Source organism: Actinomadura xylanilytica (assembly GCF_030283145.1).
Taxonomy (GTDB): Bacteria; Actinomycetota; Actinomycetes; order Streptosporangiales; family Streptosporangiaceae; genus Spirillospora; species Spirillospora xylanilytica.
Genome location: NZ_JASNWE010000002.1, coordinates 662,115 through 682,122 on the forward strand (window position 1 = coordinate 662,115; position 20,008 = coordinate 682,122).

Annotated in this window: 20 protein-coding genes; 9 read left to right on the forward strand and 11 right to left on the reverse strand. The window is 72.4% G+C overall.

What is annotated here, in order from left to right; all coding sequences use genetic code 11:
* Positions 1-502 precede the first annotated feature (502 nt).
* Together QP090_RS14095 and QP090_RS14100 are read right to left on the reverse strand one after the other, a co-directional pair.
* Positions 503-874: a hypothetical protein gene (locus QP090_RS14095; RefSeq protein WP_285939286.1), complete on the reverse strand. Its 372-nt coding sequence runs from the start codon at positions 872-874 to the stop codon at positions 503-505.
* Between the two features lie 460 nt (positions 875-1,334).
* Positions 1,335-2,447, reverse strand: coding sequence for a ferritin-like domain-containing protein (locus QP090_RS14100; RefSeq protein ID WP_285939287.1), 1,113 nt, complete (start codon positions 2,445-2,447; stop codon positions 1,335-1,337).
* A gap of 243 nt (positions 2,448-2,690) precedes the next feature.
* On the opposite strand from QP090_RS14100, the gene QP090_RS14105 reads away from it, so the two are divergent.
* From QP090_RS14105 to QP090_RS14115, 3 genes are read left to right on the forward strand one after another with little or no spacing between them, the layout of a single operon-like run.
* Positions 2,691-3,866: a sensor histidine kinase gene (locus QP090_RS14105; protein ID WP_285939288.1), complete on the forward strand. Its 1,176-nt coding sequence runs from the start codon at positions 2,691-2,693 to the stop codon at positions 3,864-3,866.
* Positions 3,863-4,468, forward strand: coding sequence for a response regulator transcription factor (locus QP090_RS14110; RefSeq protein ID WP_285939289.1), 606 nt, complete (start codon positions 3,863-3,865; stop codon positions 4,466-4,468). The genes QP090_RS14105 and QP090_RS14110 overlap by 4 nt, the downstream gene beginning before the upstream one ends.
* Complete coding sequence (locus tag QP090_RS14115; RefSeq protein WP_285939290.1) at positions 4,465-5,508, forward strand: CE1 family esterase; 1,044 nt, start codon at positions 4,465-4,467, stop codon at positions 5,506-5,508. Before QP090_RS14110 ends, QP090_RS14115 begins: the two co-directional genes overlap by 4 nt.
* A 28-nt stretch (positions 5,509-5,536) precedes the next feature.
* Here the strand turns inward: QP090_RS14115 and QP090_RS14120 are convergent, their stop codons facing one another.
* Positions 5,537-6,136: an LURP-one-related family protein gene (locus tag QP090_RS14120; protein WP_285939291.1), complete on the reverse strand. Its 600-nt coding sequence runs from the start codon at positions 6,134-6,136 to the stop codon at positions 5,537-5,539.
* 77 nt (positions 6,137-6,213) lie between these two features.
* Positions 6,214-6,837 carry a TetR/AcrR family transcriptional regulator gene (locus QP090_RS14125; protein WP_285939292.1) on the reverse strand — a complete coding sequence of 208 codons (624 nt, stop codon included), beginning with the start codon at positions 6,835-6,837 and terminating at the stop codon, positions 6,214-6,216.
* A gap of 120 nt (positions 6,838-6,957) precedes the next feature.
* On the opposite strand from QP090_RS14125, the gene QP090_RS14130 reads away from it, so the two are divergent.
* A complete protein-coding gene (locus tag QP090_RS14130) occupies positions 6,958-8,286 on the forward strand; it encodes a GH1 family beta-glucosidase (RefSeq protein WP_285939293.1) in 1,329 nt (442 codons plus the stop codon).
* 12 nt (positions 8,287-8,298) lie between these two features.
* On the opposite strand, the gene QP090_RS14135 is transcribed toward QP090_RS14130, so the two are convergent.
* On the reverse strand, positions 8,299-8,964 hold the full coding sequence (locus tag QP090_RS14135) for a response regulator (protein WP_285939294.1): 666 nt from the start codon (positions 8,962-8,964) through the stop codon (positions 8,299-8,301).
* 55 nt (positions 8,965-9,019) lie between these two features.
* The gene (locus QP090_RS14140; protein ID WP_285939295.1) at positions 9,020-11,233 is read right to left on the reverse strand and encodes an MMPL family transporter; all 2,214 of its coding nucleotides are present in this window, start codon (positions 11,231-11,233) and stop codon (positions 9,020-9,022) included.
* 225 nt (positions 11,234-11,458) lie between these two features.
* Here QP090_RS14140 and QP090_RS14145 point away from each other — a divergent pair, with 225 nt between their 5' ends.
* The 3 genes from QP090_RS14145 (at position 11,459) to QP090_RS14155 (ending at position 14,358) form a co-directional block, all read left to right on the forward strand.
* Entirely contained in the window at positions 11,459-12,712 is a 1,254-nt protein-coding gene (locus QP090_RS14145) for a lipase family protein (protein WP_285939297.1), read from the forward strand.
* Positions 12,713-12,823: 111 nt separating this feature from the next.
* On the forward strand, positions 12,824-14,032 hold the full coding sequence (locus QP090_RS14150; protein WP_285939298.1) for a helix-turn-helix domain-containing protein: 1,209 nt from the start codon (positions 12,824-12,826) through the stop codon (positions 14,030-14,032).
* A 59-nt stretch (positions 14,033-14,091) separates the two neighbouring features.
* Positions 14,092-14,358 carry a hypothetical protein gene (locus tag QP090_RS14155; RefSeq protein ID WP_285939299.1) on the forward strand — a complete coding sequence of 89 codons (267 nt, stop codon included), beginning with the start codon at positions 14,092-14,094 and terminating at the stop codon, positions 14,356-14,358.
* A gap of 336 nt (positions 14,359-14,694) precedes the next feature.
* Here QP090_RS14155 and QP090_RS14160 read toward each other — a convergent pair whose 3' ends face one another.
* A complete protein-coding gene (locus QP090_RS14160) occupies positions 14,695-15,372 on the reverse strand; it encodes a YoaK family protein (RefSeq protein ID WP_285939301.1) in 678 nt (225 codons plus the stop codon).
* 225 nt (positions 15,373-15,597) lie between these two features.
* On the opposite strand from QP090_RS14160, the gene QP090_RS14165 reads away from it, so the two are divergent.
* Positions 15,598-16,146: a GNAT family N-acetyltransferase gene (locus QP090_RS14165; protein ID WP_285939302.1), complete on the forward strand. Its 549-nt coding sequence runs from the start codon at positions 15,598-15,600 to the stop codon at positions 16,144-16,146.
* Between the two features lie 63 nt (positions 16,147-16,209).
* Here QP090_RS14165 and QP090_RS14170 read toward each other — a convergent pair whose 3' ends face one another.
* From QP090_RS14170 to QP090_RS14185, 4 genes are all read right to left on the reverse strand, one after another.
* Positions 16,210-16,776, reverse strand: a complete 567-nt coding sequence (locus QP090_RS14170) for a GNAT family N-acetyltransferase (RefSeq protein WP_285939303.1) — start codon at positions 16,774-16,776, stop codon at positions 16,210-16,212.
* Between the two features lie 85 nt (positions 16,777-16,861).
* Positions 16,862-17,410 (reverse strand): GyrI-like domain-containing protein, encoded by a 549-nt coding sequence (locus QP090_RS14175; RefSeq protein WP_285939305.1) that lies wholly within the window; start codon positions 17,408-17,410, stop codon positions 16,862-16,864.
* Positions 17,407-18,180 (reverse strand): MerR family transcriptional regulator, encoded by a 774-nt coding sequence (locus QP090_RS14180; RefSeq protein WP_285939306.1) that lies wholly within the window; start codon positions 18,178-18,180, stop codon positions 17,407-17,409. Before QP090_RS14180 ends, QP090_RS14175 begins: the two co-directional genes overlap by 4 nt.
* Before the next feature lie 38 nt (positions 18,181-18,218).
* Entirely contained in the window at positions 18,219-19,316 is a 1,098-nt protein-coding gene (locus QP090_RS14185) for a CapA family protein (RefSeq protein WP_285939308.1), read from the reverse strand.
* Positions 19,317-19,515: 199 nt separating this feature from the next.
* Between QP090_RS14185 and QP090_RS14190 the strand changes: the two genes are divergently transcribed.
* The gene (locus QP090_RS14190) at positions 19,516-19,962 is read left to right on the forward strand and encodes a Fur family transcriptional regulator (protein ID WP_285939309.1); all 447 of its coding nucleotides are present in this window, start codon (positions 19,516-19,518) and stop codon (positions 19,960-19,962) included.
* Positions 19,963-20,008: the final 46 nt, after the last annotated feature.

The window sequence follows — 20,008 nt, forward strand, 5'->3', positions numbered from 1 at the left end:
CCGTCAAGGCGCGGCCCGCCCGCGCGGCCGGTCGGCCGCCGGACGGATCACCGCGCGGCCAGCCCGCCGGGTGCAGAACCCCGTGGGCGCCCACCACACGCCTGGATCAGGCGTGTCCGCTCGTCGCGGAACCGGCGTCCGGTCTAGTGCGACGGCGGGTCCGTTCAGCGAGGTCCCTCATGGCGCCGCACACAAATCCTTGACCGTACGTTGCGTGCCCGATGAAACGCGCCGGGGACCCTTGTTTGTGGGCTTTGTCACTCGGAGTTTATCGGAATGAGACCGTCCGGACGCACTGGGTCATCGGCAAAGAAGATCGTCTTTACTGTTCTGTGAAGTTCGATCTCGGCGCTATAACGAGCGTCCGATCCGGGACGGGTGCGAAATGCGGACGGGGCGCCCGAGAGATGCCGGTTCATCCCTGGGGCGCCCCGTCCGGGGTCGGCGTGCCGAGCCGCTCGGCACGCCCGGGGCCGCGGCCCGCGCGGCCCCCGAGGTCTCGTCAGCGCACTCCCGGCCCCCCGCCGGCCACCGGGCGCCCGCCCGCGGACGGGCGGCAGCGGGCCGCGGCGGCCTCCCTGGCCCGGTGTCCCGGCGCGGACGCCACCCGCCCGCCACCTGCGATCATCGGCGGGACGGCCCGGCCGGCGGCCTTCCGGACGATTCCGGTGACGCCGCCCGCGAGGCCGTCGGGACCGCATTCGGTGACGCCGGGGGCGATCCCGTCGCCCCCGCCCTGGATCTGGCCCGACCCGTTCCCGCCCGGCCCGCCGGACGCGCTCGACCCGCTCGCGGGCAGGACCGCGACGATCAGCGCGGCGGCGGCGGGCGCGAGCGCGACGGCCCGTATGACGTTCCCGAAGGATAGGTTCATGTGCTCCCCCTGAGGGTTTCGGTCGGCCTGCTCGGGTCCGTGCCGCGGACTCATGACACCTCTGACCTCCCGTACATCCGCCGCACCATCGTGCGGGGACATTAGTACAGGCGAGGGAAAGGCACGGCGATTTCTCCGGCCGGATGGGGCACGTGACACAGGTCTACCGAAGGGGGTTCTCTACCATTTCCCTCTCATGCCAGAAATGCCAATAGAACCGAAAAACGGGGGCGTTCCGGACGTGATGCGAGTCCGGAACACCCCCGCCGATCGGAACGCGGGGCCTACGGCCTGTTTCAAAACCGCCTCAGCCGTCGCGCGAGCGCGCTACCTGGCCGGCGGGGCGAAGCCGGAGGCGAGCCCCACCGGCCAGATCGCGAAGCGATGTCGCGCTCGCCCCAAGCCAGGTCGGCGTCCGAGCCCTAGGCGAGGACGCCGGGCCGGGCTCTAAGACACAGAGCTATTCGACGGTGCCGCCGCCGAGGGCGATGGCCTCGTCGACCTCGTTCTGGCGCGCGGCAAGCTCGCGCGCGTAGCGCTCCTCGTCGACCTTCTCGGCGATGTCCTCGTCCTGCCGCATCAGCACCTCGAGGTCGGCCTTGGCGTTGTCGAGCACGCCCATGTCGGCGTAGGCGGCCTGCACCTTGTCGCCCCACAGGCCGACGTCGCGCACGCACGGGACGATCCGGCTGAACAGCAGTGACTGGTAGAGCGTGTACATGTCGGAGTTGTCGACGTACTCCATGCACTTGTCGACGGGCATGTCGAGCTGCTCGAAGACCTCGCGCGCCTTGAACCGGTCGCGCATCAGGTAGCAGCCCTCGACCACGAACTCCTCGCGCTCGGCCCGTTCCCTGTCGGTCAGCTCGGCGTAGTAGTCCTTGAGCGCGAGCCGGCCGAACGCGACGTGCCGCGCCTCGTCCTGCATGACGTAGGCGAGGAGCTGCTTGACCAGCGGCGTGGTGGACAGGTCGCGGTAGAGGCCGAACGCGGCGAGCGCGAGCCCCTCGATGAGCACCTGCATGCCGAGGTAGGGCAGGTCCCAGCGGCTGTCCTCCAGCGACTCGGCGAGCAGCTTGGCCAGGTCCTGGTTGACCGGGTAGTACATCCCGACCTTTTCCTTCAGGAACCGGTTGTACAGCTCGACGTGCCGCGCCTCGTCCATCGTCTGGGTGGCGGCGTAGAACTTGGAGTCGAGGTCGGGCACCGACTGCACGATGCGGGCCGAGACGTTCAGCGCGCCCTGCTCGCCGTGCAGGAACTGGCTGAACAGCCACGAGCCCTGGTGGCGGCCGAACTCGTCCCGCTCCTTCTGCGTCATCCGGTCCCAGATCTCCGACCCGAACAGGGGGTTGAAGTTCTCGGGGAGGCCCGCGACGTTGAGCGGGTCGACCTCAAGGTCCCAGTCGATCCGCTTCTGGGCGTCCCACTGCTTGTCCTTGCCCTTCTGGTAGAGGTTCAGCAGCCGATCGCGGCCGTTGTCGTATTCCCAGGTGAAGCGGGCATCGCCCGCCATCGGCACATTCCAGGTGTCGTGGGACACCGGGCTTGTGTAGAGGTCGTAGGAACTCACGGGGAAGCCTCCTCCGGGCGGTGACGCCTGTGCGGACAGGGGGTGGTCCGGGGACGGGGTGCGACCTGCCCCACCGCTTTACATGTCTTCGTAACATGTAAAGCGCACGCTGGCCAGCCCCGGGGCGAGCCAGGACAAAAGTCGTGCCGGACGAAGGCCGCGGGCTCGTCGATCACGCCGGGCGGCGGCCCCGAGCCGGCGACGCCGACGCGGGCCCGGCCGCCGTCGTACGATGCAGTCCTCATGAGCGCGTTCTTCGGCGGCGGGGACCTCGACGGGACGGGCCCCGGCCGGTCCCGTCCGCGGCGCGCCTTCTGGGCCGGGTTCGGCCTCCTCTACCTGGTCCCCCTGGCCCGGACGGTCGCGGGCTACTCCGGCCCGCGCCTGGTCTGGGGGGCGCTCGCCCTGGTGGTGTTCATCGGCCTCTACATGGCCACGCCGCTCTCCATGGAGAGCTGGATCAAGCCGGTCGGCAACCGCACCTGGGTGCTGCTCGGGACGTTCGCCGTGGTCAGCACGGCTCTGCCGTTCGTGTTCGGCGCCGAATGGATCGGGTCGCCGATCTACCTGGCGACGACCTGCGCGATGACGCTGCCGATGCGGTGGGTGCCGTGGGGCGTCGCCGCCGCGGCGCTCATCTCGCTCGCGCAGTGCGCGCTGGTCGACGGCGCCCGGGACGCGCTGCCGGTCCTCGCGGTCACCGCGCTGTCGCTCGGCATGTTCATGTTCGCCTTCCGGCACGCGCGCACGCTCGTCCAGCAGCTCCGCGAGGCGCGCGGCGAGGTGGCCCGGCTCGCGGCGGCCGACGAGCGGCTGCGCATCGCCCGCGACCTGCACGACCTGCTCGGCAACAGCCTGTCGCTCATCGTGCTGAAGAGCGAGCTGGCCCGCCGGGTCGCCGAGCGCGACCCGGCCCGCACCATCACCGAGATCAACGACATCGAGTCGGTGGCCCGGGAGTCGCTGGCCGACGTGCGCGCGGCGATCTCCGGCTACCGGCGGCGCGACCTGACCGGGGAGCTCGACGGGGCCCGCGCCGTCCTCGCCGCCGCCGAGATCGGCACCACCGTGCGGACGTCCGGCACCCCGCTGCCCGGCGCGGTCGACGGGCTGTTCGGCTGGGCGGTGCGCGAGGGCGTCACCAACGTCGTCCGGCACTCCCGCGCCGCGCACGTGCACATCACGGTGACCTGCGCGGACGGCGCCGCGCTGCTGGAGGTCGCCGACGACGGCTGCGCGGGGACCGACGCGGTCGGCCCGTTCGACCCCGGCAACGGCCTCACCGGCCTGACCGAGCGCGTCGCGGCCGCGAACGGCACCCTCGAGGCGGGGCCGGTCCCGGGCGGCGGGTTCCGGTTGGCGGTCCGGGTGCCGCTCGCCCCCGGCGCCGGCCGCGCGCCGGTAGGGTCGCCCTCGTGATCCGGGTGATGCTGGCCGAGGACCAGGGCATGGTCCGCGGCGCCCTCGCGTCGCTGCTCGGGCTGGAGGACGACCTGGAGGTCGTCGGCGAGGCCGGCGACGGCGACGAGGCGGTGCGCGTCGCCGCCCGGGTCCGGCCCGACGTCGCGCTGCTCGACATCGAGATGCCCGGCCGGGACGGGCTGAGCGCCGCACCCGGGATCCGCGCGGCGGCGCCCGGCTGCGAGATCATGATCCTCACCACCTTCGGCCGCCCCGGCCACCTGCGCCGCGCCATGGCGGCCGGGGCGTCGGCGTTCCTGGTCAAGGACGGCCCGGCGCGGGAGCTGGCCGCCGCGATCCGCCGCGTGGTCGCGGGCGAGCGGGTGATCGACCCGGCGCTCGCCGCCGCCGCGCTCGGCGCCGACCCGAACCCGCTGTCGCCGCGCGAGTGCGCGGTGCTCACCGCCGGGGCGGGCGGCGCCACCGTCGCCGACATCTCCGCCGCCCTGCACCTGCCGGAGGGCACCGTCCGCGACCACCTGTCCGCGGCGATCGGCAAGGTCGGCGCGCGCGACCGGAGCGAGGCCGTGCACGCCGCCCGCGACCAGGGCTGGCTGTGAACCCGGCCGCGCCGGCCGTCCTCGCTCTCACCCTGCTGGCCGGCGGTGCGCTGGCCGGCTGCGCGGGCTCCGGAGCACCCGCCCGGCCGTCCCGGGGCGCGGCCGGACCGGCCCCGGCGGGCGGCGCGCCCACGGGACGGACCGGTGGGCAGGCCGCCGCGCAGGCCGGGAAGGCCGCGCCGAGCGCGGGCTGCGGGCGGCAGGCGGCGGCGTCCACCGGACGGCATTCGTTCGGCGGACGGTCCTACCTGCTCACCCTGCCGCAGGGCGGTGACCGCACCCCCGCACCGTTGATCGTCGATCTGCACGGGCTGCGTTCCAACGGATTCCAGCAGGCGCTCTACGGCCGGCTGGCCAACGCCGGGCCCGCCCGCGGGTTCGTCGTGGCCGAGCCGGAGGGCGGACCCGGCCGGCGGGGCTGGAAGCTGCCCGGCATGGCCGACGGCGCCGCCGACATCGCCTACGTCGCGGCGCTGCTCGACCACCTCGAACGGACGCTGTGCGTCGACCGGCGGGGCGAGTTCGCGGCGGGATTCTCCAACGGCGCCGGGCTCTCGGCCGCGCTGGTGTGCGGGCTGCCCGGACGGCTCGCCGGGATCGCGCCGGTGGCCGGCCTCAATCTCGCCCGGCCGTGCGCGGGCGCCCGTCCGGCGACGATCGTCGCCTTCCACGGCACCACCGACCCGATCGTCCCGTACGGCGGCGGCGAGCCGTTCGGCGGCGACCGGCGGCAGGTCCCGGACTGGATGCGCCCGCTGAGCGGGTCGTTCGCCCTGCCGCCGGTGGCCGCGCTCGCAGGCCGGTGGGCGCGGACGTTCGGCTGCCGCGCCACGGCGCGCGACGCCCCGGGTCCGAGCGTCGCGCACCTCGCGCGCACCGGCTGCCGGGGCGGGGCGCGCGTCGAGCTCTACTCGGTGACGGGCGGTGGCCACACCTGGCCGGGCTCGATGCCCATCGGCCTCGGCACAACCACCGGTCAGATCGACGCGACCCGGCTCATCCTGGACGCGTTCTCCCGCACCCGCGCCGTCGGCCGCTGAGCCGTCCGCCGGGGCCGTCCGCCGGGCGTCAGCGGGACTGGAGGGCGTCCAGGCCGATCGCCTGCGCGATGACCAGCCGCCGGTCCAGCCGGGGGTCCTTGACGTCGACGACGTAGCGGTCGCGGAAGCCGAACTTCTTCTCCACCGAGAAGGCGTCCTGGCCACCGACGCGGAAGTCGAAGTGGTACGGCCATGCGAACGGCAGGTTCTCGGCGTACGGGATGACGTTCCACACCCGCCGCAGGATCGCCACGAACTTGTTGCGCTCGCTGCCCGTCGTGACCTCCATGCCCGGCTGCTCAAGATGCCAGGTCGAGGCGAGCAGCGACTTCTTGAAGTCCTTACGGAAGACGCCGATCGGCTGCCCGTCCGCGCCGGTGACGTCGTACGCCGAGGCCAGGTCGATGCGCTTGCGCGCCTTGAAGCCGAGCAGCGGATGCGCCTTGGTGTCGTCGGAGTAGAGGGTGACCTGTTCCTTGAAGGCCATCCGCTTCTGCTGCGCGAACGCGACGAGCGGGCCCTCCGAGCCGTCCGGCGCCTCGACGTGCACCTCGTACTGGTTGACCATCAGCCGCAGCCGCTGCCGTACGAGAAAGCGGGTCTGTGTCTGGAGCTTCGCGATTTCCACCGAGCTCACCTGTTCCGCCATGTTCCGGGGGGATGAATGTGCGGAGTCTGTCACACCCCGATCGCGGTGGCGGCGGGTCAGCTCTCCTGGATGTGCGCGGCCAGATAGCCGTGGATCAGCCGCTCGGCCTCGGCGATGATCTCGGGATCGCCGTCCGGAGAGCGCCGGAAGGCCATCTTGAGCACCGCGTCGCCGGCCTCGACCGAGATCGCCAGCGCGCGGGCCAGCCCGGGGGTGTCCTGGATCGCGAACGTCTCGACGATCATCGTGCGGAGCCGGTCGGCGACCACCGCGTTGTTGTCGGCGTCGTTGTCGAGCAGGTTGACGTCGGCGACGTCGCCGAAGCGCAGCACCCGGAAGCCCGGCACGGCCCGGTGCATGTCGACGAAGATGCCGATGATCGCGCCGACGGTGTCGGACCAGTCGCGGAACGAGCCCTCGGCCAGCCGCAGCGAGATGCGCCGGCCGAACACCTCCAGGTTGCGCAGCGCGAGCGCCTGCGCGACCGCCCGTTTGTCGGGGAAGAACTGGTAGACCGAGCCGATCGCGACCTCGGCGCGCTGCGCGATGCGCGTGGTGGTGAGGCCGTCGTAGCCGTCCTCGTCGAGGATCTCCGCGCACGCGTCGAGCATGCGCTGGACGCGTTCGGCACTGCGGCGCTGGGCGGGACGGCGGCGAAGGGGGGTCCGGATCTCGGTCACGCCGTCCATTGTCCCTCGGATGCGGCGCAACCGCGCAGCCACCACGGGCGGGAGTCTTCCGTCCCATCGGACGAGACCCTAAAATCCGAGGGATATTCGCGTTTTCACGAGAGGGACGGCATGGGTCTTCCAGAGGGTTTCCAGTGGGGCGTCGCGACCGCCGCCTACCAGATCGAGGGCGCCGTCGACGAGGACGGCCGCGGGCCGTCCACCTGGGACACCTTCGCGCACACGCCCGGCCGGATCCGGGACGGCCACACCGGCGACGTCGCCTGCGACCACTACCACCGCTGGGCCGAGGACGCCGACCTGATGGCCGGCCTCGGCGTCGACTCCTACCGGTTCTCGATCGCGTGGCCGCGGGTCCAGCCCGCCGGGTCCGGCGCCGTCAACGCCAAGGGCCTGGACTTCTACGAGCGCCTCGTCGACGGCCTCCTCGAACGCGGCATCGCGCCCGCCGCCACCCTCTACCACTGGGACCTGCCGCAGCCCCTCGAGGACGCCGGCGGCTGGATGCACCGCGACACCGCCTACCGGTTCGCCGAGTTCGCCTACATCGCCGCCGAGCGCCTCGCCGACCGCGTCGACCGGTGGATCACACTGAACGAGCCCGTCGTCGTCACCGCCTACGGCTACGCCTTCGGCGTCTACGCGCCCGGCCAGGCCCTCATGCTGGACGCGCTGCCGACCGCCCACCACCAGCTCCTCGGGCACGGCCTCGCCGTCAACGCGCTGCGCGGACGCGGCGTCCAGGACATCGGCCTGACCAACCACTACTCGCCCGCGTGGCCCGCCGCCGACACCGACCGCGAGGCCGCCGGCGCCTTCGACACGTTCATGAACCGGCTGTACACCGAGCCCGTCCTCACCGGGGCCTACCCCGACCTCGACGCGCTCGGCGGCCCGCCCCTCGCCGGCTTCGTCAAGGACGAGGACCTCAAGGTCATCTCGGCGCCGATCGACTTCCTCGGCGTGAACTACTACCAGCCCACCCGCCTCACGACCCCCGCCGAGCCCGGTCCGCTGCCGTTCGACATGGTCGACGTCACCGAGTACCCCGCCACCGGCATGGGCTGGCCGATCGTCCCGGACGCCCTGCGCTCCCTGCTGCACACCCTCAAGGACCGCTACGGCCCGCTGCTGCCGCCCGTCCACATCACCGAGAACGGCTGCTCGTTCCCCGACGAGGTCGTGGACGGCGCCGTGGACGACACCGCCCGCATCGAGTTCCTGGACGCGCACATCAAGGCCGTCCGCGCCGCCGTCGACGAGGGCGTCGACGTCCGCGGCTACTACACGTGGTCGCTGCTGGACAACTTCGAGTGGTCGGAGGGCTACCACCCCAGGTTCGGGCTCGTCCACGTCGACTACGAGACCCAGAAGCGCACGCCCAAGAAGTCGTACGCCTGGTACCGCGACCTGATCGCCGCGTCCCGTCCCGCCCGATGACCCGCGCCGTACTCAACCCGCGTGAGTAGAAGGCCCTGAGCCCGGACGGGTCAGGAGACCGCGGTCGAGAGCGACGACCACCGCGTGCGTGCGGTCGTTGACGTCGAGCTTGGCGAAGACGCGCAGCAGGTGGGTCTTCACCGTCGCCTCGGCGATGACGAGCCGCCTGCCGATGTCGGCGTTGGAGAGGCCGTCGGCGACCGCGTTCAGCACGTCGACCTCGCGCGCCGTCAGCGCCGCCTGGACGGGCCGCCGCATCCGGGCGACGAGGCGCTCGGCGACCCGCGGGGCGAGGACGGTCTCGCCGCGCGCCGCGGCCCGAATGGCGGCGGCGAGCTGCTCGCGGGTGGTGTCCTTCAGGAGGTAGCCGACGGCGCCGGCCTCGACCGCGCGCTCGATCTCGGCGTCGGTGTCGTAGGTGGTGAGGATCAGCACCCGGGTCCGGACCGGCCCGGCGACGATCTCGGCGGTGGCGGCGACGCCGTCCAGGACGGGCATCCGCAGGTCGACGAGCGCCACGTCGGGGGCGAGGCGCTCGACCAGCTCGACGGCCTCCCGGCCGTCGCCCGCCTCGCCGACGATGTCGATGGACGGCTCGGCGGCCAGGAGGGCGACGACGCCGGCGCGCATCACCGTGTGATCGTCCACCACGATGACGCGCAGCACGGGTTCGGTCATGTCACGCCCGGTCGATCACGGCGAGGACGCGGGGGCGGCCGTTCGCTCATGCCGGTCAGCCTACTTCGAGCGGCCGCCGGTCGGCGGGGGCGGTCTCCCGGGCCCGGCGCACGCCGCGCGACGGCCACCAGTTGGCGTCGCCGAGCAGCAGCATCAGCGATGGCAGGATCACCACGCGGATGACGAACGCGTCCAGCAGCACGGCCGCCGCCAGGCTGAAGCCCATCTGCTTCATCTCCATGATGTGCAGCGGGATGAAGCTGGCGAACACCGTCACCATGACGAACGCGGCGCTGGTCACCACGCCCGCCGAGCTGCCGATGCCGTCCAGGACGGCCTGCCGGGTCGGCACGCCGCGCAGCACCGCCTCCCTGATCCGGCTGATCACGAACACCTGGTAGTCCATGGACAGGCCGAACAGGATCACCAGCAGGAGCAGCGGGATGCGGGAGCCGATCGAGCCGGTGGAGTCGAAGCCGAGCGGCCCCTCGGCCCATTCGCCCTGGAAGACCAGCACCAGCAGGCCGAGCGAGGCGCCGACCGACAGCATGTTGAGCAGCATGCCGATCAGGCCGAGGACCACCGAGCGGAACGCCCAGACCGTCATCGCGAAGGTCGCCAGCAGCAGCGCCCCAATAATGAGGGGCAGCTTCTGCTTCTGGTGCTCGGGATAGTCGGCGTAGCGGGCCACGTCCCCGGTCACCGCGGTCTCGACGCCGGTCAGCCGGCCGACGGTGGCCGGCACGTAGTTCTCGCGGACGTCCTTGAGGGACTGCTGGGCCGCCCTGTCGCTCACGTAGTGCGGCACCGCCAGCTCCAGCATGCTGACCCGGCCGTCCGCCGACGTGCGCAGCTTCGCCGTGCCGGCCATGTTCGCGTCGGATTTCGCGCGCCGGGCGAGGTCGCGGAGCGCGGCGTTCACCTCGCCCGCGCGACCGGCGCCCGCGCGGACGACGACCTGGTTCATGGACTTCAGCTCGGGGAACGCCTTGTTGAGCCGGTCGAAGGTCTGCATGGCGGGCAGCACGCGCGGATGCGTCTCGGTGCCCATGTCGGTCAGATTGAGGTTGAGGAGAGGCGCGGCCAGGGCGAGCATGGCGACGACGCCGGCCGCCAGCGTGGCGGCGGGACGCCTGCTCGTGATGCGCAGCAGGGCGGACGTCACCGGTCCGGCACCGGACCTCGGCCGCCGCGTCCGCAGGGTCGTGCCGCGCCGGGCCGCGCGGGCCTCCTTGCGCTCCTTGCGGCGCTCGGCCCGTGCGCCGAGCTTGGCCAGCAGCGCGGGCAGGACGGTCATCGAGCTGATCACGGCGACCAGCGTGACGATGATCGCGGCGGTGGCGATGGAGGAGAAGATGACGTCGTCGGCCAGGTACATCGTCGCGCTGGAGACGATGACCGCGGCCCCCGAGACCACCACGGCCCGTCCCGAGGTGGCCGCCGCCAGCTCCACCACCGCCTGCGAGCTCAGCCGCCCGCCCGACCTGGCCCGTTCCTCGCGCTCCCGCTTGAGGTAGAAGAGCGTGTAGTCGACGCCGACCGCCATGCCGATCAGCAGGATGATGTTGGTGCTGATGCCGTTGTCGGGGAAGGCGTGCGAGGCCAGCATCGCCAGGCCGATCGACGCGACGATCGAGGAGATCGCCAGCAGCAGCGGCACCAGGGCCATCGCGAGCGAGGCGAAGACCACCAGCATCGTGATCAGGGTGATCGGCAGCGCGATCATCTCGGATCTCGAGAGGTCCTTGCCGCGCAGCTCGTCGACGGCCGTGCCGATGGACGGGCTGCCGGTCTGCTCGATCCAGAGACCGGGATGGGCGGCCTGCGCCCGGCCCGTCTGCGCACGAAGCGGGCCGAGGTGCTTCTCACCGTCGAGCTCGGGGCCCTTCAGGGTCACGTCGACCCGGACCGCCGTGCCGTCCGCCGAGCGCACCGGCGCGCTCACCGATTCCACCTCGGGCAGCGCCTTCATGCGTCCCGCCACGTCGCGGGCGGCGGCATCGGCCGAGGCGGCGTCCAGGCCGCCGCCCGCGCCGGGTTTCGCCGTGATCAGCACCTGCTCCAGGGCCCTCTGCTCCAGGCCGCCGTCGGTCGCCATCGCCTCCCCCCGGCCGGCCTCGCCGATCCAGAAGTCCTCGGTCGTGGCGGCCTTCCCGCCCACCGCCAGCCCGGCGCCCAGGCACAGTGCGACGAGAAGGAACCAGCCGGCGATCGCCCGCCAGGGGTGCCCGGCGCTCCAGCGCGCCATCCGTACAGGGAGATTCGTCATACCGTGAATGCTGGTCGTGGGGCCGCCGCCCCCGACAGCATCGGCCGGTCGAACCTCGCGTCCACCGATCGGTGGACGGCACGCTGCGCACCGGGATGTGTGCCCGGCGTACAAACCCGTCCGGCGGCTTTGTCGGCGCGGATAATTGGACCGTCCGTCCAGTCACCTTAGGGTCGGGTGGCCGTCACCCGGACGGCGCGGGGGACGACGAAGGGCCACCGCTCCATGTCCACCAGTGTCCGCCGGTGCGTGCGCGCCATGCTCGCCTGCTGCACCGGCCTCGCCCTCACCGCGACCGCGCTCCAGGGGAACGCCCTCGCCGCGCCGCAGGAGTCCCAACCGCCCGCCGAGGATCCGTTCTACAAGCCGCCCTCGCCACTACCGGACGGGAAGCCCGGCGACATCATCCGGTCGCGCCCGTCGGTGTTCACCATGGACCCCATCGGGAAGGCGCCGTACGGCGGCGTGAAGTCATGGCAGGTGCTGTACCGGTCGGAGTCGGTGCAGGGCGTCCCCATCGCGGTGTCGGGCTCGGTGCTCGTCCCGGACAAGCCCTGGACCGGCGGCGGCCAACGGCCCCTCGTCTCCTACACCGTCGGCACCCGCGGCCTCGGCGACTCGTGCGCCCCGTCCTACACGCTCACCCAGGGCATCGACTACGAGGAGCTGTTCATCGCCGACGCCCTCGGCAAGGGCTGGGCCGTCACGGTCACCGACATGGAGGGCCTCGGCACCCCCGGGCAGCACACCTACGAGGTCGGCGGATCCCAGGGCAAGGCCGTGCTGAACATGGCCCGCGCCGCGCAGCGCCTGCCCGACGCGGGTCTCGGCGCCGGCCCGGTCGCCGTGTGGGGCTACTCGCAGGGCGGCACGTCCGCCGGGTGGGCCGCCGAACTGGCCGCCTCGTACGCACCTGAGCTCCAGCTCAAGGGCGTCGTCGCCGGAGGCGTCCCCGCCGACCTGCTCGCGGTCGGCAAGAAGCTCGACGGGAGCGCCTTCGTCGCGCTCATGTTCATGGCCGCGGTCGGCTACGACGCCGCCTACCCCGAGCTGAAGCTCGGCGGCTACCTCAACGACCGGGGACGCGAGCTGCTGAAGAAGGCGGAGAACATCTGCCTGCTCAGCCTGGACGGCGCGTCCACACTGATCGACACCTCGTTCAAGAAGATCAGCGACTACACCGCCTCGGACCCGCTGGCGACCCCGGAATGGCAGCGCAGGCTGAACGCCAACAAGCTCGGCTCCACCGCCCCCGGCGTCCCGGTCTTCCAGGGCCAGGCCGCCCTCGACGAGATCATCCCGGCCGAGCAGGCCGAGACCCTGCGGCGGGCCTGGTGCGCCAAGGGCGCCAACGTGACCTGGAAGTCCTACCCGCTCGCCGAGCACGTCCTCGGCATCCTCCAGAGCGAGCCGGACGCCATCGCGTTCCTCACCGACCGCTTCGCCGGCAAGCCCGCCCAGGGCAACTGCGCGGCCTGACCACCACGCGGGCCCGGCGCCCCTCCCGGCCGCCGGGCCCGTCCGCTCCCCTGACGCCGCCCGACTTCGCGCCGTAGCCTGAGGTCGTCGAGACCGGGAGGTGCGAGGCCGATGAACGCTGGGATCACCATCGGGGCCCGCCTGCGGACCCTGCGTCGCTGGCGTGGTCTGACGCTTGAGGAACTGGCGGGACTCGCCGGGTTGTCCAAGTCGTTTCTGTCGCGCGCCGAGCACGGCTACCGGGCGCTGGACCGGCGGTCGCACATCGCCGCGCTCGCCTCCGCCCTGCGGGTGTCCGAAACCGACCTGGTCGGCGGTCCGCACCTGACGGCCGATCCGGTGCAGGCGGAACCGCACGCCACCATTCCCGCGCTCCGGGCGGCGCTGATGGCCAACACCCTGACGGCGCCGGCCGTCGACCGCGCCCGACCCCTGCCGGAGTTGGTCGAGGAGATGGGGCGAATCGAGCGCAGCAAGTACAAGCACGTCACGGTCGGTGAGAAGCTGCCCGCGCTCGTCGGCGAGCTTCACGTCCACGCCTGCGCGCCCACTGACGATGCCGCGTACCGGATCGCATTGGAGACCCTCGTCGACGCATTGCAGACCGCAACCTTCACGGCGAAGGACCTGGGGTACGGCGACCTGGCGAGCATCGCCGCGATGCGCGCAGCCGAGGCGGCGGGCATCCTGGACGATCCCGTCAACACCGGCAAGGCCGCGTCCCTGCGGATCCACACGATGCCCACGAACACCCGCCACCTCACCCTCGCCGCGGCCGAGGAGGCCGCGAACGCCCTACAACCGCACGCCGACAGCGACCTCGGGATCCAGGTGCTGGGGATGCTCGCGCTGGCGGCGTCCCTGACGGCGACCGTCGTGCACGAGTACGGCCGGGCCGAGCATTGGATCGACGAGGCCGCCGAGCTGGCCCGGCACGTTCCCGACACTCCGGGGCGGAACTGGGGCGCGTTCTCGTCCAGCAACGTCGGCGTCTGGCGGGTCGCCTTGGCGACAGAGCGCGGAGAGAGCGGCCAGGCACTGCTGGAGCTGGCCAAGGACGTCAGCGAGGACCGGCTCGAGCCCAGACGGGGGCGGCATTCGGCGTTCCTCGCCGACGTCGGACGGGGCCTGGCACGCGATCCCCGCATGCGGGACGAGGCCGTACGGTGGCTGCGCCGCGCTGAGGACGTGGCCCCGCACAAGATCCGCAACAGCGGCCCCATCCGGGAGACCGTCGCGACGATGCTGACCCGGGCCACCGGCACCACGAGCGGCCGTGAGCTCCGGGGAATGGCCGCCCGCATGGGCGTCCCCCACTGAGGGAGGCGAGTTGCCACCCGGCAACACCAGGTGTCGCCACATCGATACTTTCCGTGGCCATGGATGCGACAACGCAGATCGCGGCCCACCTTGAGCGGTTGAGGTCGGAGTTCACCGAGCGCGGGTGGACGGCGGAGATTCAGCGACGGCCTGGCAAGCGTCCCCGCCTGTACGTGCGGAATCCGCACTCCTCGCGGATGAGCGACGACATCGTCTGTGACGACCGCGTGTTCCGGTGGAGCTGGGGCCAGCCGATCGGTCCGCTCACCGAGGCTCCAGGAGTGGCCGAGCAGATCATGTACGTGCTGCGCGAGGTCGGCTCATGACCACGGGATGCGAGCCGCCCGAGCTGTACTCGTGGGACGTGGATCCAGGCCGCGAGTGCGGTGTGACCGACGACCGGGAGCGTGCGGTCGGGCACGTGCGCCGAGCGTTGGCCGACGCACCGCCCGGGGCGTCCGGTGTGGTTCAGCGCGTCCAGTTGGGTGGGGTTCGCGGCATGAGATACGTGACACTGGGCGTCGTCGGACTGGCCCGCCGCGACGCGGCGTCCGGCGATGTGGTCTGGACGGACCGATGAACGCGAAGGTGCCGACCCGCGCCCCTCCTCACCATCGTCTCGGGGGGGGGGGAGGGTTGGTCGTTCGGCTGCTGGCGCCGGGTCAGCTCCAGGTGGTGGCATTCGGGCGGCGGGTGACGGCGAAGTAGGCCGCCACGGAGCAGGCGGCCAGTGCTGCGGCGGCGGTCCAGAGTGGGGCGTAGGGCTCGACGGTGCGCAGGAGGAAGCCGCCGATCAGGGCGCCCACCAGCATGGACGCGACGGAGGCCAGGCGCCGGAGGCGCTCGGGGGTCTCGGAGTCGTCGGCGATCAGGCCCGTCACGGTCTGGGTGAGCACGGTCGTCTTGAGGTCGGGCACGGCGAGGCGGCGCACCACGGCGTTCTGCGCGCCCATGGCGATACCGAGCAGGACGATCAGGGACGAGCGGGTCCAGGCGTCGGAGACCTCGGCCAGGTTCGCGAACGTCGCCGCGGCGGCGACCAGCACGGCCTGCACCCCGGTCACGCCCGCGAGCAGGAGGCCGCGGTGGGGCGGGTTGCGGGTGGCGGCCCGGCCGCCGAAGGCGGCGCCGACGGCGAACGCGATGATCGCCAGCAGGGAGGTCGTCGCCCGGATGTGGCCCGCGCCGGCCAGCCCGAAGCCGAGGAAGATGATGTTGCCCGTCATGTTCGCGACGAACACCTGGCCGAGCGCGAGGTAGCTGACCGAGTCGACCAGCCCGGTGACCACGGTGAGGACGATCAGCAGGGGCGGCAGCGGGCCGTGCTCACGAGGTTCCATCCGACCATTCTCTGATCCGGACAGTGATCGACCCACCACTCTAGGTGCGCCGGATGCCCATCTTTTCCTGCTAGAGGCGGTCGAGGCCGGGGCGGCCGTCCTCGGAGACGGCCGCGATCCGGCCCCGGACCAGGACGTAGCCGCGGTCGATGTGGGCGCGCATGGCGGCGATGGACGGCTCGGCGACCAGGACCGGGGTGCCCCCCTGCGATAGGTTTGCCCGCCATGACTGAGCTTGGACCCGTCGCCTGGCCGCCTGCCCCGATCAGAACCGAGCGGCTCGTGCTCCGCGAGTCCGAGGCCCGGGACCGTGCGGCGTTCATCGAGCTGTTCGCATCGCCAGAGGTGGGCACCTACATCGGTGGCCCTCGGCCGCGTGATGAGCTCGAACGGGCGGTGCCCGGGGTGCCGGGGCGGCGCCCCGGCCTCTTCGTGATCGATCTCGATGGGGCGATGATCGGCATGATCACGCTCGATCGGCGCGATGCGGAGCATCCGGGTCACGTCCGGCCGGATGCCGGGGAGGCCGCGCTCGGATACCTGTTCCTGCCGGAGGCGTGGGGATACGGGTACGCCGCCGAGGCGTGCGCAGCGGCACTCGACTGGTTCGCCGACGCGCTTCCCGGCGAGCCGGTCGTGCTCTGCACCCAGAGCGCCAACGACCGCGCGATGCGCGTCGCGGCGAAGCTGGGGTTCACCGAGGTGGAGCGGTTCGAGGAGTACGGCGCCGAGCAGTGGTTCGGAGTGTGGTCCTCGGGCGTTCCGTCCGGTTGAGCTCGCACTCGAAAGGGGGCCAAGGCAGAGAAACGGGCGTCGCCAGAACGGGACGAGACGGGATCAGGCAGCTGCGCGCCGTATGTGCAGATGACCATTGAGCGGGAAGGAAGGCGGAGCCGGCGGCAGGATCCTGTCGAACTGGTAGCCGCTCTTCTCAGCGACACGGCAGGATGCCGGGTTGTCGACCTGATGGAGAAGTTCGAGGCATTTCAGACCATCTGCTCGGAAGGCATCGAAGGACCAGGCGGTGAGAGTTTCCAGGACTCGTGAGGCCACGCCCCGCCCACGAGCCTGTGCTGCCGTCCAATAGCCGACTTCGGCGGAAGGCTTGCCGGATGCGACTCCCTTGAGCACAACGTTGCCCACCAACCGCGGCGGCGCCGCATCAAGGACCGTTTCGAGGACGGCGAAGCCGAACCGGTCGCCTGCTGCCCAGCCCCGCTCCTGAGCCCGCACCCACCTCAGCCCATCATCTTCACTCTCCACACGCATGCTCGTCCCACGCCGCAGATCGGGGTCCCGATACACCCCGACCAGCGCGGCAACGTCTTCCGCGCACCAGGGGCGAAGGACGAGAGCGGGAGCGGTCGGCGTCGCGGCGACCTTGAGTGTGACGGGGCCGTTCATCTGCCTGATCATATGCAGCAGCGCCCGACCTGACCCCTGTCGCGGGCGGGACGAGGCGGCAGGGGTCAGGGTCAGGGGTCAGGAGTCAGGTAGCGGCCGGACGGACGGGGCGGCGCAGGATCGTGCGCGCCTTCTCCGGGGCGACCTCGCGCGGGTCGGACAGGTAGATCTCGTGGTGCAGCCCGTTCGGCACCAGCCCCTCAGCCTCCATCAGCGCGTCCATCCGGGCGAGGCTGCGCGGCTCCTCGGAGAACGGGCCGCGGTGCAGCATCTGCACGCACCGTCCCTCGGTGAACGTGACGAACTGGACCCGCGCGGCGGCCGGGATCTGCGGCAACACCGCCTCCCGCGCACGGTCGGCCGCGCTCGGCTCCATACCGTCCGCGGCGTGGAGGAACAGGTGCCACCACCACTCCCCGCGCGGGACGTCGAGCGGTGGGCGCCCGTCCTCCACCCACCAGCGCCCCTCCAGCGGCGGTGGGACGATCCCGGCCGCGCCCGCGACCGCGTACAGCGCGCCGACCGCGGCCGTGAAGGCGGGCCCGCCGGGCTCGCCCCGCCCGGTCACGCCCAGGCCGCCGACCGGCCCGAACTCCGCGAACTCTGGCTCTTCGGCCGCCTCGTACCGGTTCATCCCACGTCCTCCAGCTTGATCATGAGCGGGGTCTCCAGCTCGTCCGGTGCGACCCCGGCGGGGTCGGTGAGGTAGATCTCCCGCAGCGGCCCGCGGGGCGTGTGCCCGTGGTCGGCGCACCACGCCAGCAGCGCGTGCCCGGTGAACGCGATCTGGTCGAACGGGCCGACGTGCACGGCCACGGCGAACGTCCCGCCCGGCAGCACCTCGCCGCCGGACGGGTCCGGGGCGGTGACGCCGACCACGATCTCGTCGGCCAGGTCCAGCGGGAACAGCCCGACCAGCGGGCCCTGCGGCCCGGCGGGACCGAGCCCGTCCAGCAGCCGCGCCACGCACGCCGAGGTCACCGCGCCGAACGTCGTCGGAGTCGCCATGTCCCGAACGGCCCGGACCTGGACGGCCGGCTCGCGGACCACCGTCACCTCGGCGCGCGGCAGCCCGTCCGCCAGCACCCGGTCGAGCGTGGCCAGCGCCCGGCGGCGGCGATCGAGGTCGGCCTCCATCCGGTCGCGGGCCTCGCGCAGCGTCCCGGCGGCGGCACCGCCGTCCGCGAGCACCCGCCCGATCAGCGACAGCGGCAGGTCGAGCGAGCGCAGCAGCCCGATCGACAGCGCGTCCCGCGCCTGGTCACGACGGTAGTAGCGGTAGCCCGAGGCGGGGTCGACGTGCGCCGGGGCCAGCAGGCCCAGCTCGTCGTAGTTCCGCAGTTGCTTGACGCTCAGCCGGCAGAGCCGGGCGAACTGGCCGATCGGCAGGAGTTCTTCGCTCACACCCCGAGCTTGGCCCCTCCCCCGGTGGGAGAGTCCAGTCAGGGACGGGCGGAGAGCCCGGTGCAGCCGCGCAGGCCGTTCCACCGCTCGACCTCGGCCGCCGCCGCGGCGCCCTTGAGCGGGATCGGGAGGCCGCCGCTGATCCGCGCGGGCTTCCACTTGGCGGCGGTGACCTTGCCCTTGTCGACGCGCAGCACCAGCACCCCGGAGTTGGCGGTCTGCCCCGACGCGGACGAGAACACGAAGTTGCCCATGCCGTAGTGGACGTACTTGCCGTCGAGGTAGCCGCCGCCGAGCGGGACGTGCGCGTGCCCGCCGACGACCACGTCGGCGCCGGCCGCGACGAGCTGCTTGGCGAGGTCCTGCTGCCGGGGCAGCGGGCACGCCTTGAGCTCCTGCCCCCAGTGCAGGTGCACGATGACCAGGTCGGAGTCCTTGCGGGCCGCGCGGACCGCCGCCACCATCCGCGGGACGTCCTTGGCGGACGCGAGCCCGCCCTTGCCGCCGGTCGCCGTCCACTGCTGGATCAGGTGGTCGTCGAGCACCTGCGTGGCGCCAACGATCGCCACCCGGTTGCCCTTCACCGTGACGCGGTGGGCACCGTACGCCTCGTCGGCGTTCTTGCCGATGCCGACCGTGGGGAAGCCGCTGGCGCGGATCGCCTTGAGCGAGTCGCGCAGCCCTTCCTCCATGAAGTCCATGCCGTGGTTGTTGGCCATGGACGTGACGTCCACCCCGGCGCCCTTCAGCGCGGCGAACGCCGACGGCGGGGCGCGGAACGCGAACTCCTTGCCGGGCGCGTGGGTGCCGCCCGTGGTGATCGCGGTCTCCAGGTTGACCATCGCGAGGTCGGCCGCGCGGAGCGTCCGCGCGACGGGGCCGAGCGCGGTCGCCGGGTTCGCCAGCCGCCCGCGCAGCATGCCCTCGAAGTGGGTGTCGCCACCGAACGCGATCGTGATCGGCTGCCGGGCCGGCCTCGGCGCGGGCCCGGCCCCCTTGCCCGCGGTGGCCGCGGGCGGCCTGGCCGGGGCCGTCCCGCCCTTGGCCTCGGAGCTCCCCGGGCCGCTGCCGCATGCGGCCGCGACCAGCGCCGTCATCCCGGCCAGGGCCGTCACCACGACCGTACTACCGCGCATGAGACCGCTCCTCCTCAATCGGATCGGCCCAGCATGTCACGCGCCTCCGACGGCCCGGCCCGGCCCGGCGATGATCCACGTGAAACATCCCCTACGGACGGTGATCGGTTCCGGCCCGCTCGAACGTGACCTCACGGGCACTAAAGACGGACGATTCATTGTCTTGAATCATTCGTGTTTAGGGGGGTAGGTTGACGGCATGACCGCGTTCGAGACCCCGGCACCCGCGACCGAGCTGCGCGGCGCCGGCCTGCGGGTCACGGCGGCACGGGTCGCGCTCCTGGAGACGGTGCGGGCCGGCGACCACCTCGGAGTCGAGGCGATCGCCGCGGGCGTGCGCGAGCGCGTCGGCCACATCTCCCTCCAGGCCGTGTACGAGGCCCTGCACGCGATGACCGCCGCGGGCCTGGTCCGCCGGATCGAGCCGGCCGGCGGTCCCGCCCGGTTCGAGGGCCGGGTCGGCGACAACCACCACCACCTGGTCTGCCGGGGCTGCGGAACGGTCGAGGACGTCGACTGCGTCGTGGGGCACCGCCCCTGCCTGGTCCCGGCGAGCGACGCCGGCTTCCTGGTCGACGAGGCCGACGTCACCTTCTGGGGACTGTGCCCGGACTGCCGTCCCGCCGGCGATCCGGCCCCCGCCTGACCCCGGCGGATCCCGAACACCAACGCAGGCAAAGGAGAACCGCGCC